This is a genomic window from Rathayibacter sp. AY2B5, assembly GCF_002931645.1.
GTDB lineage: Bacteria > Actinomycetota > Actinomycetes > Actinomycetales > Microbacteriaceae > Rathayibacter.
Window position 1 is genome coordinate 1 of sequence record NZ_PSUE01000012.1, and the last position, 14753, is coordinate 14753.

A 14753-nucleotide genomic window follows, 5' to 3' on the forward strand; every position below is an offset into this window, starting at 1 on the left:
CCGCCACCCCCGTCCGCCCCACCCGAGAGGAGGCGACCGCATGTACGAAGGCATCGTCCAGGAGCTGATCGACGAGCTCGGCCGGCTCCCCGGCATCGGCCCGAAGTCCGCCCAGCGCATCGCGTTCCACATCCTGCAGACCGAGACGTTCGACGTCACCCGGCTCGCCGAGATCCTGCTCGAGCTGCGCGGCCGTGTGCACTTCTGCGACATCTGCGGGAACGTGGCGGAGGAGGCGACCTGCGGGATCTGCCGCGATCCGCGCCGCAGCCGCGCCGTCATCTGCGTCGTGGAGGAGGCGAAGGACGTCCCGGCGATCGAGCGCACCCGCGAGTTCCGCGGGCTCTACCACGTGCTCGGAGGCGCGATCAGCCCGATCGACGGCATCGGCCCGGATCAGCTCCGCATCCGCCAGCTGCTGCAGCGGCTCGCGGACGGCGAGGTGCAGGAGGTCATCATCGCGACCGACCCGAACCTCGAGGGCGAGGCGACGGCGACCTACCTCTCGCGCATGCTCAGCACCCTCGGCATCCGCATCACCCGCCTGGCCTCCGGGCTGCCCGTCGGCGGAGACCTCGAGTACGCCGACGAGATCACCCTCGGCCGCGCCTTCGAGGGCCGCCGGCTCGTCGAGAACTGACGCGGCCGCCGGAGTCGCATGACCGCTCCGGCATGCGGTCGACCGGTAGACTCGCCCGTCGGGTCGCGACGGCGGCCCAGCCACCGACACGGGAGCAGCACGTGAGCCTGATCGTCCAGAAGTTCGGCGGGTCCTCCGTCGCCGACGCGGAGAGCATCAAGCGGGTCGCGAAGCGGATCGTCGCCACCAAGCAGGCGGGCAACGACGTGGTCGTCGCCGTCTCGGCCATGGGCGACACCACCGACGACCTGCTCGAGCTCGCCCACCAGGTCACGCCCATCCCCGCCCCTCGCGAGCTCGACATGCTGCTCTCCTCGGGCGAGCGCATCTCGATGGCGCTGCTGGCGATGGCGATCAAGAGCATGGGCTTCGAGGCCCGCTCCTTCACCGGCAGCCAGGCCGGCATGATCACGGACGCGCAGCACGGCGCCGCCCGTATCGTCGACATCACCCCGGTCCGCCTCCGCGAGGCGCTCGACGAGAACGCCGTCGTCATCGTCGCGGGCTTCCAGGGCTTCAACCGCGACACGAAGGACATCACCACCCTCGGCCGCGGCGGCTCGGACACCACCGCCGTCGCGCTCGCCGCAGGACTCGGCGCCGACACCTGCGAGATCTACACCGACGTCGACGGCGTCTTCACCGCCGACCCGAGGGTCGTCAAGAAGGCCCGCAAGCTCGACCGCATCACCAGCGAGGAGATGCTCGAGCTGGCCGCCGCGGGAGCGAAGGTGCTGCACATCCGCGCCGTCGAGTTCGCCCGCCGCCACGGAGTCACGCTCCACGTGCGCTCCTCCTTCAGCCCCAACGAGGGCACCATCGTCTACAACGCCGAGACCTCCGGCGCCGAGCAGAACGGACAAGCCGTGGAAGAGCCCATCATCGCCGGAGTCGCCGCCGACCTGAACGAGGCGAAGATCACCGTCGTCGGAGTCCCCGACATCCCGGGCAAGGCCGCGCAGATCTTCACGATCGTGGCCAAGACCGGCTCCAACATCGACATGATCGTGCAGAACGTGTCGGCTGCGGCCACCGCCCGCACCGACATCTCGTTCACCCTGCCCAAGGCCGACGGCCAGACGGTCCTCATGGCTCTCAACGCCGAGAAGGACGAGGTCGGCTTCGAGTCCCTGCAGTACGACGACCAGATCGCCAAGCTCGCGCTCGTGGGCGCCGGGATGCGCACCAACGCCGGTGTCTCCGCGAAGCTGTTCCGCTCCCTCTACGAGGCCGGGATCAACATCGAGATGATCTCCACGAGCGAGATCCGCATCTCGGTCGTCACCCGCGCCGACACCGTGAACGAGGCTCTGCGCGTCGTGCACACCGCCTTCGGGCTCGACGCCGAGGACGAGGCCGTCGTCTACGCCGGCACCGGCCGCTGACGGCCGGACACCCTCGCGATCCGGCCGTTCCTCCCGAGCGGCCGGAGCGACCGGTACCCTCTCCCTCGATCCCCCCGCCACGAGCGGCCCGCGCGCCGCACGGACGAAAGAGCACAGCATGAGCAGCACCCCCCTCCACGTGGGCGTCGTCGGCGCGACCGGCCAGGTCGGGAAGGTGATGCGCCGCCTCCTCGAGGAGCGCGACTTCCCGATCGCGTCCATCCGCTTCTTCGCCACCGCCCGCTCGGCGGGCACGACGCTGCCGTTCCGCGGCGAGGACGTCGTTGTCGAGGACGTGGAGACCGCCGATCCGTCGGGGCTCGACATCGCCCTGTTCTCGGCCGGAGCCACGGGATCGCGCGCGCAGGCGCCCCGCTTCGCCGCGGCCGGCGTCACCGTGATCGACAACTCCAGCGCCTGGCGGATGGACCCCGAGGTCCCGCTGGTCGTCAGCGAGGTGAACCCCCACGCCATCGACCAGGCGGTCAAGGGCATCATCGCCAACCCCAACTGCACCACGATGGCCGCGATGCCGATCCTCAAGGTCCTCGACCGCGAGGCGGGGCTCACGCGCCTGATCGTCAGCACCTACCAGGCCGTGTCCGGCAGCGGACTGGCCGGAGCGAACGAGCTGGCCGGCCAGGTCCGCGCCGCCGTCGCCGACGAGCACCTGCTCGACCTGGTGCACGACGGCTCGGCGGTCGACTTCCCCGCGCCGGACAAGTACGTCGCCCCGATCGCCTTCGACGTCATCCCCTTCGCGGGGAGCCTGGTCGAGGACGGCTCGAACGAGACCGACGAGGAGAAGAAGCTCCGCAACGAGAGCCGCCGCATCCTCGAGCTCCCGGAGCTGCTGGTCTCGGGCACCTGCGTGCGCGTCCCCGTGTTCACCGGCCACTCGCTCTCCGTCAACGCCGAGTTCGCCTCCGCCCTCAGCCCCGAGCGTGCTCGCGAGCTGCTCGCCGACGCGCCCGGCGTCGTGCTGCGCGAGGTGCCGACTCCGCTGGAGGCCGCGGGCAAGGACCCGAGCTTCGTCGGCCGCATCCGCGCCGACGAGGGCGCCCCGGAGGGACGCGGCCTCGCGCTCTTCATCAGCAACGACAACCTCCGCAAGGGCGCGGCCCTGAACGCCGTGCAGATCGCCGAGCTCATCGCGGCGAAGCAGCCCGTCTCCTGACCGGCGTAGACGGGGCCGGCGCCGAGCGCTCCGGCCCCCTCCGGGTGGAAAAGCCGCGAATTTGATGGGGGAGCGGGTCCCCTCCCGGCCGCGGCGTCCGCGGGCGAGCGTAAACTCGACTCTCGTGAACTCCTCGGAACCGGTCGACGTCGCCCTCATCGGTGGGGGCATCATGAGCGCCACGCTCGGCGCACTCATCACCCAGCTGCAGCCCGACTGGACGATCGCCGCCTATGAGCGCCTCGGCGACGTGGCGCAGGAGTCGTCGAACCCGTGGAACAACGCGGGCACCGGTCACGCGGCCCTCTGCGAGCTGAACTACATGCCCGAGGCGGCCGACGGCTCCGTCGACCCGGCCAAGGCGATCCAGATCAACGAGCAGTTCCAGATCTCGCGCCAGTTCTGGTCGAGCCTGGTGGAGTCCGGCGACATCCGCGAGCCCTCCAGCTTCATCAACCCGGCGCCGCACATGACCTTCGTGCACGGCGAGGCCAACGTCGAGTACCTCCGGAAGCGCTACGAGGCGCTCAAGGACCAGCCGCTGTTCGCCGGCATCGAGTTCACCGAGAGCGTCAAGACCATCCACGAGTGGGCGCCCCTGCTGATGGAGCAGCGTCCCGCCGGCGGCGGCCCCTACGCGGCGACGCGCATGCCGGCCGGCACCGACGTCGACTTCGGCTCGCTGACCCACCAGCTGTTCGACCACGTCGTCGCCCACGGCGGCACGCTCGACACCGGCCGCGAGGTCACCGACATCACCCGGCAGAAGGACGGCACCTGGCGCCTCGACCTCAAGCAGGTCGTCGGAGGCACGCCCCAGTCGGTGACCGCCCGCTTCGTCTTCGTCGGCGCCGGCGGCGGTGCGTTGCACCTCCTGCAGAAGTCGGGCATCCCCGAGATCAAGGGCTTCGGAGGCTTCCCGATCTCGGGGCAGTTCCTCCGCACCGACAACCCCGAGCTGGTCGCCCGGCACAAGGCGAAGGTCTACGGCAAGGCCGCCGTCGGCGCGCCCCCGATGTCGGTGCCGCACCTCGATGCGCGCGTCGTCGACGGCGAGTCGTCCCTCCTCTTCGGCCCCTACGCGGGCTTCACGCCCAAGTTCCTGAAGCGGGGCTCGTGGCTCGACCTGCCCCTGTCGATCCGGCCGCACAACATCGGCCCGATGCTCGCGGTCGCCCGCGACAACCTCGACCTGATGAAGTACCTGATCGGCGAGGTGCTCGCCGGCCGTGGCAAGAAGATGAAGGCCCTGCGCGAGTTCCTGCCCACCGCCCGCGACGAGGACTGGTACCTGATCACCGCCGGCCAGCGCGTCCAGGTGATGAAGAAGGACGAGAAGAAGGGCGGCGTGCTGCAGTTCGGCACCGAGGTCATCACCGGAGGGGACGGCACGATCGCCGGCCTGCTCGGCGCCTCGCCCGGAGCCTCGACCGCCGTGCCGATCATGCTCGACATCGTGCAGAAGTGCTTCCCCGACCGGATGAAGGCCTGGGAGCCGCGGATCCGCGCGCTGGTGCCGAGCTACGGCTCGACCCTCAACGACGCGCCCGAGAAGGCCGAGCAGACGGTCACCGCGACCGCCGAGACGCTGGAGCTGTCCGCCTCGGTCTGATCGGCTGCGATCCGTTCGAACGTATGTTCTAATGGCTCCATGAGGTGGAGCGGGCAGTCGATCGGCACGGCCGACGAGGCCGCCCTGCCCGGCCTCGTCAAGCTCACCGACCTGGTGCGGACGGTGCGCACGCCGGAGTTCGAGGGCGTCACCTTCTACGAGGTGCTCGCGAAGTCGGCGCTCAACCGCGTGCACACCTCCTCGAAGATGCCGTTCGGCTGGAGCATCAACCCGATGCGCGGCTGCACCCACGCCTGCACCTACTGCTTCGCCCGGCCCACGCACGAGTACCTCGAGTTCGACGGCGGCCGCGACTTCGACTCGCAGATCGTCGTGAAGGTGAACGTCGCCGAGGTCCTCACCCGGGAGCTCGCGAAGCCGAGCTGGGAGCGGCACCCCGTGGCACTCGGCACCAACACCGATCCGTACCAGCGCGCCGAGGGCCGCTACCGGCTGATGCCGGGCATCATCGCCGCGCTCGCCGCCTCGGGCACCCCGATCTCGATCCTCACGAAGGGCTCGCTGCTGCGGCGAGACCTGCCACTGCTCCGCGAGGCCGCCGAGCACGTCCCGGTCGACCTCGGAGTGTCGATCGCCGTCTACGACGAGGGCCTCCAGCGCTCCGTCGAGCCGGGTGCGCCGACCGCGGCGGCCAGGCTGGCGACGGTCACCGCGGCACGGGAGGCCGGCTTCGACTGCTCGGTGTTCCTGATGCCGATCCTGCCGTTCCTCACCGACACCCGGGCGCACCTCGACGAGTCGCTCCAAGCCTGCCGCGAGGCGGGCGCCAGCACGATCATGTACTCGACCCTCTACCTCAAGCCCGGGGTGAAGGAGTGGTTCCTGCAGTGGCTCGGGCAGGAGCACCCCGAGCTGGTCGACAAGTACCGAGCGCTCTACCCGGGCCGCGACGCCTACGCGCCTCTCGAGTACCGGCGCTGGCTCTCCGCGCGCATCCGCCCGCTGATGCGCGCGCACGGGCTCGAGCGCGGCGAGGAGGACCCGGCCACCGGCTCCGTCAAGTCCTCCGCCCTGAATTCGCTGGGGACGCTGCGGACCCTCGGCGGCGAGCGGCGCTCCCTCCAGCACGACGGGCTGCTGGTCGGGGAGCTCGGGCCGGAGCGCGCCGCGATCCTGCCCGGCGTCGGGCAGCCGACGCTGTTCTGAGCCGGGGGCGGGCCCGGCCGCGGCTAGGATCGTCCGCATGGTCACCCGCTCCGGTGAGCCCTCGGGCTCCTCCGCCCGGAGCGCCCGCGACGCGCCACCCCGTGCGGTCCGGCTCGGCCTGCTCGACCCGCGCGAGGACCTGCTCGCGGCGACGAGCGCGTGGATCCGCACCCACGCCCCGGACTTCGAGGTCGTCGTGGCCGCCTCCACCTGGCACGACCTGGTGACGAGCGATGTCTTCCCCACCCAGGTGGTCGTGATGGACGTCGAGCTGCGCGAGCCGATCTCGATCGAGGCGCGGATCCGGACCTGCCGGGCGGCGGGAGCCGCGGTCGTGGCGCTCTCCGCGAGCGAGGACGACGAGGTCCGCGAGCGCGCCCTGAAGGCCGGAGCCGTGCGGCACCTGGCGAAGTCGCGCCCGCTCGCTGAGGTGATGGAGCAGACCCGCGCCGCTCTCGAGATGCGCTCGGCCGACGTCTCGTCCGCGCAGTGGCGGCCCCTGCCGTCCGGAGTCGCGGCGCAGCAGCGCCCACGGCTCAGCGCCGGCGAGCTGGAGGCGCTGCGCCTCTACGCGTCCGGATCGAGCACCCCCGAGGTCGCCGCCAAGATGAACGTGCAGTTCGAGACCGCGAAGACCTACCTGCAGCGAGTGCGCCGCAAGTACGTCGCGGTCGGCAGGCCCGCGAGCCGCCGGGCCGACCTGATCCGCCGCGCCGGCGAGGACGGGTTCCTCCCGTGACCGGCCCCTGCTCACCCCGGGGGCCCCGCCCCCGGACCCGCCCCGAGGAGACCTGATGGCCAAGCTGTACTTCCGCTACGGAGCGATGAACAGCGGGAAGAGCACGTCGCTCCTGCAGGCCGCGCACAACTACGAGGAGCGCGGGCACCGGGTGCTGCTGGCCAAGCCGGCCGTCGACACGAAGGGCGAGGAGCTGATCGTGTCGCGGCTCGGCGTGACCCGTCCGGTGGACATCCTGTTCGAACCCGACGGGGACCCGGTGGCCGTCTTCACCGCCGCCCGGGCCCGCGTGCTGGCCGAGTCGAAGCGCGACGTGAGTGCTCTGCTCGTCGACGAGGCGCAGTTCCTGCCGGAGTCGCACGTCGACGATCTGCTCCGGATCGCCATCCTCGAGAACGTACCCGTCCTGGCGTACGGCATCCGCACGGACTTCCGCACCGCCGCGTTCCCGGGAAGCAGGCGGCTCCTGGAGATCGCCCACAGCCTCGAGGAGCTGAAGACGATCTGCCGGTGCGGGCGCAAAGCGATCTTCAACGGGCGCGTCGTGGACGGCCGCTTCGTGTTCGACGGCGATCAGGTCGCGATCGACGGAACGGCGGTCACCTACGAGTCGCTGTGCGGCGCGTGCTACCTCCAGGAGAGCCGCGGCCGGCTCCGCGGGTGACCGGTCGAGCGTTCCTCACCGGCGCGACACCCCTCCGAAACGAGGAAGTGGGTAGCCTGACGACGTGACAACACCGGAAACGGAATTACGCCTTTCGAAGCAGCAGGAAAGGTCGGGGGAAACGATGACGGCGCAAGGGGCACCGCTGAGGCGTCGGCCGTCGTGGGAGCAGGACTACCGGCGACGGCTGCTCATCACGGACGTCGTCGCGATCGTCCTCTCCGTCTTCGGCACGCAGCTCTTCTGGTTCGACCTGAACCTGAACTCGGACCTGGGGTTCAAGAACCCCGCCGACATCGCGGTCAGCTACACCTGGGTGTCCGTCGCCCTGTCGGTCGGCTGGCTCCTCGCCCTCCAGGTCTTCGACACGCGCGACCGCCGGATCGTCGGCACCGGCTACGTCGAGTACCGCCGCGTCGTCGACGCCTCCATCTGGCTCTTCGGCATCGTCGCGATCATCGCCTACCTGCTCCAGATCCTGCTCGCGCGCGGCTACATCATCACGGCGTTCCCCGCCGGGATCGTGCTGATCTGCGTCGGCCGCCTGGTCTGGCGCTCCTGGCTCACCCGGCAGCGCCGGGCGGGCCGCTTCTCGAGCCAGGTCGTGCTCCTCGGCTCCCGCGCGAGCGTCCTGCACACCGCACGCGAGTTGCGCCGCGGCACCGAGGCCGGCTACAAGCTCGTCGGCGCCGTCTCGACCTCGGTCGGCGGTGCGGACGCGCTGCGGAGCGAGCAGGAGCTCTCGGGACTCGCGGTCCACGGGTTCACCGGGATCGACGGCGTCCGCGCCGTGATGGACGCCACCGGCGCCGACACGGTGGTCGTCACGAGCTCCGACGAGCTGGCGCCGCAGCGGATCCGCGAGCTGAGCTGGACGCTCGAGCCCGGGCGCGAGCACCTCGTCGTGGCGCCGAGCCTCACCGACATCGGCGGTCCGCGCATCCACACCCGCCCCGTCGCGGGCCTTCCGCTGATCCACGTCGAGACCCCGCGCTTCGACGGCCGCCAGCGGTTCGCCAAGCGCCTCTTCGACATCCTCGCGTCGACCATGCTGATCATCCTCAGCGCGCCGGTGCTCGTCGTCGTCGCCGTGCTGGTCAAGGTCACCAGCCCCGGGCCCGTGCTCTTCCGGCAGGAGCGCATCGGTCTGAACGGCGCGACCTTCGAGATGCTGAAGTTCCGCTCGATGGTCGTCGACGCGGAGGCGCGACTGGCGGCTCTCGCGTCGCAGCAGCGTGCGGAGGGGAACTCGATCCTCTTCAAGATGGCGAAGGACCCGCGCGTCACCCGGGTGGGCGCGATCCTCCGGCGCTTCAGCCTCGACGAGCTGCCCCAGTTCCTGAACGTCTTCCGCGGCGACATGTCCCTGATCGGCCCCCGCCCGCCGCTGGCCCGCGAGGTCGAGCAGTACGAGGAGCACGTGCACCGCCGCTTCCTGATGAAGCCGGGCATCACCGGGCTCTGGCAGGTCAGCGGACGCTCGAACCTCTCGTGGGAGGACACCGTCCGCCTCGACCTGTACTACGTCGAGAACTGGTCGATGACCGGCGACATCGTCATCCTCTTCAAGACCGCGCGCGCCGTCCTCGCCCGCGACGGGGCGTACTGATCGCCGGGGGGAGGGGCGCCGAGCCCCGCACCCTGTCCGTCTCGGTCCTCGAGACCCCGTTCCGCGTGGTCTTCGGACGCGGCGTCGGCGACGAGGACGCGGCGCGGATCGCCGACAGCTGGGCCGCCTGCGCGTCCGAGCCCGACGCGGGAGCACGCGACGTCCTCGCCGAGGTGGGGCACGATCCCTCCGTCCCGGTCGACGGCTCGCCCCGGGTCTCGAGCGCCACGCTCGCGCAGCTCGAGGAGTCCCTGACCTCGACCCTGACCCTCGAGGCGATCGGCGCCCGGCGCGCCGACCTGCTGATGCTCCACGCCTGCGGGATCTCCGACGAGTCCGGCCGCGTGCTGGCCTTCGTCGCCGCCTCCGGGACCGGCAAGACCACCATCGCCCGGACGCTCGGGTCCCGCTTCGGCTACGTCACCGACGAGACGGTCGGCGTGACCCCGGAGGGGCGCGTCCTGCCCTATCCCAAGCCGCTGTCGGTGAAGCCGCTGACCGGATCGGCGCCGAAGGCGCAGCTGGCCCCCGGGTCGCTCGCCCTCCGACCGGTCCCGGAGGCGCCCCTGCGTCTGGCGGGCGTCCTCCTGCTCGAGCGCCGCGACGGCGTCGGGACGCCCTTCCTCGAGCACGTCGACCCGGTCGACGCGATCGAGGATCTGGTGCCGCAGACCTCGTACCTCTCGGCCCGACCGCGGCCGATCGCCGATCTCGTCCGCACCCTCTCGGCGCTGGGCGGCGTCCGGCGACTGGTCTACTCCGAGGCCGCGAGCGTGGTGCACCTGGTCGAGGAGGTCTTCGCGTCCCTCGGCGCCGAGGCCCCGTCCGCCTGGTCCGACGTGGTCTCCGTGCAGCTCGACCCTGTGGGCGAGGCCCTGCCCGGCACCGTCCTGCGCACCCCTGCGGACGACGCGGTGGAGCTCGCCGACGGCCAGCTGCTCGTGTTCTGCGGCGGCACCCTCGTGCGCCTGTCCGGCATCGGCCCGACGATCTGGCGCCACGCCGGCCGGGGCTCCGATCTGCCCGGTCTCGTCGCCGCGGTGCTCGAGGAGGCGGGCCCGCCGCCCGCCGGCGTCGATGCGGAGGCGGTCGTCGAGTCGGCGGTCGTCGAGCTCGAGGGCCTCGGAGTGATCACGAGAGGGACTCCGCCGGAGCCCACCCCCGACAGGTGGCACGGTTGACGCGCCTGGCGCCGAGGGCGCGGAAGCGCTGTGTCAGAATTCGGAAGAACCCGTCGCCGGCGCCCGCCGCGTGATCCGTACCAGCGAAGGAAATCTGACTCTGTGGAACTTCGAGACGTCCTCCGGCTGCTGCGCGACCACTGGATCCCGATCGTCGCGGCGATCCTCCTCGGCACTCTCGTCGCCTTCGGCTGGTCGCTGACGCAGAAGCCGCGGTACGTCGCCGACTCGCAGGGCCTGGTCTCCGTCGCCACCACCGGTGCCGACGACAGCCAGGCGATCTACACGCAGCAGATCGCGCAGTCCGTCGCCAAGTCGAGCCTCGCCACGTACGTCCCGATCGCCACCTCGCGCGACGTGGCGCAGATCGCGATCGACAGCCTCGGCCTCGACGTCTCGCCCGCCACGCTGATCTCGGCGATCACGGTGCAGGCCGACACGGTCGCCCCGGTGATGAAGGTCAGCGCCACCGCCTCCACCCCCGAGGGCGCGCAGAAGCTCGCCGACGCCTGGGTCGCGGCCATCGCCACCAAGGTGCAGCAGGTCAACCAGGAGACGGGCGTCGGCGACACGGTCTCCCTCACCGTTCTGCAGGCCGCGGCGCTCCCGTCCTCGCCGGCGTTCCCGAACCTGCGCCTCGTCCTCGCGGTCGGCGCGCTCGCGGGCCTCGTCCTCGGTCTCGTCTACGCGTTCGTCCGCAACACGCTGGACCGGCGCATCCGCACCGCCGAGATGGTCGAGCGCCTGTTCGACCTCCCCGTGGTCGGCACCCTCCCCGTCGACAAGCGCCTCAGCGAGACCAACCGCATCGTCCCCGAGGCCGACACGACCGACTACATCAAGGCCGACGGCAAGCACGCACTCGCCGAGGCGCTGCGCGAGCTCCGCACGAACCTGCAGTTCATGAACATCGACAGCCCGCCGCGCATCATCGTCGTGACGAGCCCGCTGCCCTCGGACGGCAAGTCGACGGTGACCGCGAACCTCGCGGTGACGCTTGCCGCCTCCGGCCAGCGGACCGTCGTCGTCGATGGCGACCTCCGCAAGCCCACCGTCGCCAAGTCGTTCGGCCTCGTTCCCGGCGTCGGCCTGACCGACCTGCTGATCGGCAAGGCGGAACTGCAGGACGTCCTGCAGCCGTGGGGCCCGTCCGGCAACCTCTGGGTGCTCGGAGCCGGGTCGATCCCGCCGAACCCGTCCGAGCTGCTCGGCTCCAACGGCATGGACATCCTCCTGCACGAGATCGCTCGCGAGGCCATCGTGATCGTCGATGCGCCGCCGCTCCTGCCCGTCACGGACGGCGCCATCCTCACCGCCCGCACCGACGGCGCGCTCGTGGTCATCTCCGCGGGCAGGACGACGACCGACGAGCTGGGCAAGGCGATCCAGAACATCGAGCGGGTCAGCGGCCACACCCTCGGCGTGATCCTCAACCGCGTGCCCGCGCGCGGCCAGGTCGGCCGGGGCTACGGCTACTACTACACGAGCTACTACGGCTCCGAGCGATCGGGTGCCCGCCCGGACACGGCCGTCGAGCCCGAGCCCGCGTCGACCTCGGCCTGAGCGCCCCGCGATGATCTTCCCGGGAGACGACTCCGCCCGCCCCGCCCGCCGGAGCTGGCGACCGGACGAACCGGTCGCCGCCTCCGCCGCCCCCGTCTTCACCGTGCTCTCGGTCTGCACCGGCAACATCTGCCGGTCGCCGATGGCGGAGCAGCTGCTGCGCGCCGCACTCGCCGACGCGACATCACCCGCGGGAGGTCCGCTCTTCGCGTTCACGAGCGCCGGAGTGAGGACGCGCGACGGACTGCCGATGGACCCGGTCTCGGCCCGCTTCTCGGCTCAGCACGGGGGAGACCCGGCCGCGCACACGAGCGCGGTGCTCGGCGACGCGATCGTCGGCGACGCCGACCTCCTGCTCACGATGACGCGCGACCACCTGGTCGACGCCTCCCGGCGCTTCCCGTCGCTCCTCCTCCGCGGCTTCACGCTGCTCGAGTTCGCCCGCGTGCTGCCGTTCGTGCTGCGGGAGGTGCCGCTGCCGACGGTCGAGGACCCCGCCGCGCGGCTCCGCGCCGTCGTGCGGCTCGCCGCCGCCCACCGCGGGCGCGCCCCGCGGGGCGAGGGCGGCGACGACATCGAGGACCCGATCGGCCGCAGCGAGGCCGTGCACGAGCGCGTGGCGGCGCAGATCGCGGCGGCTGTCGCCGACGTCTCCCGCGATCTGAGAGCATTGGCGCGGCGGTAGTCGCGCGTCCGCGGGCGCGCTGACGCCTCGCCGCATCGCATCGCTCCTCCTCACCGTCGCGACCGCGACACGAACCCGCCACGATTCGGAGAACCCCTGTGAAGCTTTCTGTCATCGGCTGCGGCTACCTCGGTGCCGTCCACGCTGCCGCCATGGCCGAGCTCGGCCACGACGTCATCGGCATCGACGTCGACCAGAAGAAGATCGACGCCCTGGCCGCCGGCACCGCGCCGTTCTTCGAGCCCGGCCTCCCGGAGCTGCTGTCCTCCGGCGTCGCCTCCGGGCGCCTGCGCTTCTCGACCGACATGGCCGACGCCGCCGGTGCGGCCGTGCACTTCGTCGCCGTCGGCACCCCGCAGAAGCCGGGCGAGAACGCCGCGGACATGACCTACGTCGACTCGGCGATCGACGGTCTCCTGCACTACCTCGAGGCGGACTCCCTCGTCGTCGGCAAGTCGACCGTCCCCGTCGGCACCGCCGCCCGCCTGGCCGACCGCATCGCCTCCTCCGGTGCGACCCTCGCCTGGAACCCCGAGTTCCTCCGCGAGGGCTTCGCGGTCAAGGACACGATCAGCCCCGACCGGCTCGTCTACGGCGTGCCCGCGGGCGAGGCCGGAGCAGCGGCGAAGGCGACCCTCGACGAGGTCTACGCGACGGCGCTCGCGGCCGAGACCCCGCTCGTGGTCACCGACTACGCCACCGCCGAGCTGGTGAAGGTCTCGGCCAACGCCTTCCTCGCGACCAAGATCTCGTTCATCAACGCGATCGCCGAGATCGCGGAGGTCACCGGCGCGGACGTCACGCAGCTCGCCGACGCGATCGGCTACGACGTGCGGATCGGCCGCCGCTTCCTGAACGCGGGCATCGGCTTCGGAGGCGGCTGCCTCCCGAAGGACATCCGCGCCTTCTCTGCCCGCGCCGACGAGCTCGGCGTCGGCGAGTCCGTCGCCTTCCTCAAAGAGGTCGACGCGATCAACCTGCGTCGCCGTCAGCGCGTCGTCGACCTCGTCACCGAGGGCCTGGGCGGCTCCGTCGAGGGCCGCCGCATCGCGGTGCTCGGTCTGGCGTTCAAGCCGGAGTCGGACGACATCCGCGACTCGCCGTCGCTCGACGTCGCCGCTCGCCTGCACGACCTCGGTGCGACCGTGGTCGCGACCGACCCCGAGGCGATCGAGAACTCGCGCCGCCGCTACCCCGAGATCACCTACACGACCGACGTCGACGAGGCGCTGGCCGGTGCCGACGCCGTGGTCGTCGTGACGGAGTGGAAGCAGTTCCGCGCCCTCGACCCCGCGGCCACGGCGGCGAAGGTGGCCAACACCTTCCTCGTCGACGGTCGCAACTGCCTCGACCCCGCCGCCTGGCGTGCTGCCGGCTGGGAGTACCGCGGCCTCGGCCGCTGACGCGGCGGAGCCGTCGTCTCAGCGGACGCGGCTCGGCTGATCCGCCACCACGCCGGAGGTGCCGCGGAGGGGGATGTGCGCGAAGGCGTCGTCCCACTCCGCCGCCCTCCGGCGTCGTCGTGCGCGGACGACCATCCGGAGCAGGACGCCGGCGACCGCGCCGAGAAGCGCGCCGGAGGTGTTCATCACGACGTCGTCGACGGTCGCGAAGCGCGCCGAGAGGAAGAGCAGCTGGCCCGCCTCGATCAGCGAGCTCACGACGGCGCCGACGGCCACAGCGACCCACGCCCTCCGGAGCCGCAGGTTGAGGGCCAGGAGCAGCCCCAGGGGCACGAACAGGGCGATGTTGGCGGTCGACTCGATGAACGCGTAGTCGACCATCGGGAGGCCGTCCCGGGCGAACCAGGAGGTCACCCGGCCGAGATCCCCCCGCACTCCCGCATCGACGGGCGTCGGCCAGAAGGCGATGGCTGCGAGCGCGACCACGTAGGGCACGCTGATGGCGAGGGTGAGGCGGGTGAGCGACCGGGTCACGGTGCTCCTCTCGTCGGTCGTCGGGCGGGGGCGGCGACGACGGCGGAAGAACAGTCTCGCTCCCGGCTGCTGGGATCGGGCCGGGAGGCGCGGGGGAGTGGGCTGGAGGCACGCCCGTGCGCAGGACGCTCGGGACGCCGTCAGGGGTGCTCGAGCCGGAGAGCGCGGGGCGGTGATCGCGCCGGCTCCGTCGTCGACCAGGCTCCGGCCCGGGCGAGCATCCGCCTGCGGGCGAGCCCCGCCACAGCAGACTTCCGAGAACGCCCCGGGAACGACGAAGCCCGGCCGGATCATCGATCCTGGCCGGGCTTCTCACCGGTCGGGGTAGCGGGATTCGAACCCACGACCTCCTCGTCCCGAACGAGGCGCGCTACCAAGCTGCGCCACACCCCGG

At 71.6% G+C, this 14753-nt stretch carries 13 protein-coding genes and 1 tRNA gene; 12 read left to right on the forward strand and 2 right to left on the reverse strand.

The window, feature by feature from the left end:
- Positions 1 to 40 precede the first annotated feature (40 nt).
- From recR to C5C30_RS09425, 12 genes are all read left to right on the forward strand, one after another.
- Complete coding sequence (gene recR / locus C5C30_RS09370; RefSeq protein WP_104222157.1) at positions 41 to 640, forward strand: recombination mediator RecR; 600 nt, start codon at positions 41 to 43, stop codon at positions 638 to 640.
- 101 nt (positions 641 to 741) lie between these two features.
- On the forward strand, positions 742 to 2025 hold the full coding sequence (locus C5C30_RS09375) for an aspartate kinase (RefSeq protein ID WP_104260372.1): 1284 nt from the start codon (positions 742 to 744) through the stop codon (positions 2023 to 2025).
- Between the two features lie 118 nt (positions 2026 to 2143).
- Positions 2144 to 3202 (forward strand): aspartate-semialdehyde dehydrogenase, encoded by a 1059-nt coding sequence (locus C5C30_RS09380; protein WP_104227259.1) that lies wholly within the window; start codon positions 2144 to 2146, stop codon positions 3200 to 3202.
- Positions 3203 to 3266: 64 nt separating this feature from the next.
- Positions 3267 to 4814 (forward strand): malate:quinone oxidoreductase, encoded by a 1548-nt coding sequence (locus C5C30_RS09385; RefSeq protein WP_104260362.1) that lies wholly within the window; start codon positions 3267 to 3269, stop codon positions 4812 to 4814.
- 39 nt (positions 4815 to 4853) lie between these two features.
- Positions 4854 to 5981 (forward strand): Rv2578c family radical SAM protein, encoded by a 1128-nt coding sequence (locus C5C30_RS09390; RefSeq protein WP_104247319.1) that lies wholly within the window; start codon positions 4854 to 4856, stop codon positions 5979 to 5981.
- A gap of 37 nt (positions 5982 to 6018) precedes the next feature.
- Positions 6019 to 6720 (forward strand): LuxR C-terminal-related transcriptional regulator, encoded by a 702-nt coding sequence (locus C5C30_RS09395; RefSeq protein ID WP_146076549.1) that lies wholly within the window; start codon positions 6019 to 6021, stop codon positions 6718 to 6720.
- 55 nt (positions 6721 to 6775) lie between these two features.
- Complete coding sequence (locus C5C30_RS09400) at positions 6776 to 7384, forward strand: thymidine kinase (RefSeq protein WP_104227256.1); 609 nt, start codon at positions 6776 to 6778, stop codon at positions 7382 to 7384.
- 124 nt (positions 7385 to 7508) lie between these two features.
- Complete coding sequence (locus C5C30_RS09405; protein WP_104222171.1) at positions 7509 to 8993, forward strand: sugar transferase; 1485 nt, start codon at positions 7509 to 7511, stop codon at positions 8991 to 8993.
- 65 nt (positions 8994 to 9058) lie between these two features.
- Entirely contained in the window at positions 9059 to 10174 is a 1116-nt protein-coding gene (locus C5C30_RS09410; RefSeq protein WP_104227255.1) for a hypothetical protein, read from the forward strand.
- A 102-nt stretch (positions 10175 to 10276) separates the two neighbouring features.
- Positions 10277 to 11737 carry a polysaccharide biosynthesis tyrosine autokinase gene (locus C5C30_RS09415; protein ID WP_181027156.1) on the forward strand — a complete coding sequence of 487 codons (1461 nt, stop codon included), beginning with the start codon at positions 10277 to 10279 and terminating at the stop codon, positions 11735 to 11737.
- A gap of 10 nt (positions 11738 to 11747) precedes the next feature.
- Positions 11748 to 12422: a low molecular weight phosphatase family protein gene (locus tag C5C30_RS09420; RefSeq protein ID WP_104227254.1), complete on the forward strand. Its 675-nt coding sequence runs from the start codon at positions 11748 to 11750 to the stop codon at positions 12420 to 12422.
- Between the two features lie 98 nt (positions 12423 to 12520).
- Positions 12521 to 13825, forward strand: a complete 1305-nt coding sequence (locus C5C30_RS09425) for a UDP-glucose/GDP-mannose dehydrogenase family protein (protein WP_104333605.1) — start codon at positions 12521 to 12523, stop codon at positions 13823 to 13825.
- An 18-nt stretch (positions 13826 to 13843) separates the two neighbouring features.
- Here the strand turns inward: C5C30_RS09425 and C5C30_RS18030 are convergent, their stop codons facing one another.
- A complete protein-coding gene (locus C5C30_RS18030) occupies positions 13844 to 14359 on the reverse strand; it encodes a VanZ family protein (RefSeq protein ID WP_258065876.1) in 516 nt (171 codons plus the stop codon).
- A gap of 319 nt (positions 14360 to 14678) precedes the next feature.
- A tRNA-Pro gene (locus C5C30_RS09435) sits at positions 14679 to 14752 on the reverse strand.
- Between the last annotated feature and the right edge of the window lies 1 nt (position 14753).

What these genes read in the sequence shown, in the direction of transcription:
- C5C30_RS09405 (WP_104222171.1), top strand. Translation starts at nt 7,509, where the DNA reads ATGACGGCGCAAGGGGCACCGCTGAGGCGTCGGCCGTCGTGGGAGCAG.
- C5C30_RS09380 (WP_104227259.1), top strand. Translation starts at nt 2,144, where the DNA reads ATGAGCAGCACCCCCCTCCACGTGGGCGTCGTCGGCGCGACCGGCCAG.
- C5C30_RS09420 (WP_104227254.1), top strand. Translation starts at nt 11,748, where the DNA reads ATGATCTTCCCGGGAGACGACTCCGCCCGCCCCGCCCGCCGGAGCTGG.
- recR (WP_104222157.1), top strand. Translation starts at nt 41, where the DNA reads ATGTACGAAGGCATCGTCCAGGAGCTGATCGACGAGCTCGGCCGGCTC.
- C5C30_RS09385 (WP_104260362.1), top strand. Translation starts at nt 3,267, where the DNA reads ATGGGGGAGCGGGTCCCCTCCCGGCCGCGGCGTCCGCGGGCGAGCGTA.
- C5C30_RS09400 (WP_104227256.1), top strand. Translation starts at nt 6,776, where the DNA reads ATGGCCAAGCTGTACTTCCGCTACGGAGCGATGAACAGCGGGAAGAGC.
- C5C30_RS09395 (WP_146076549.1), top strand. Translation starts at nt 6,019, where the DNA reads ATGGTCACCCGCTCCGGTGAGCCCTCGGGCTCCTCCGCCCGGAGCGCC.
- C5C30_RS09390 (WP_104247319.1), top strand. Translation starts at nt 4,854, where the DNA reads ATGAGGTGGAGCGGGCAGTCGATCGGCACGGCCGACGAGGCCGCCCTG.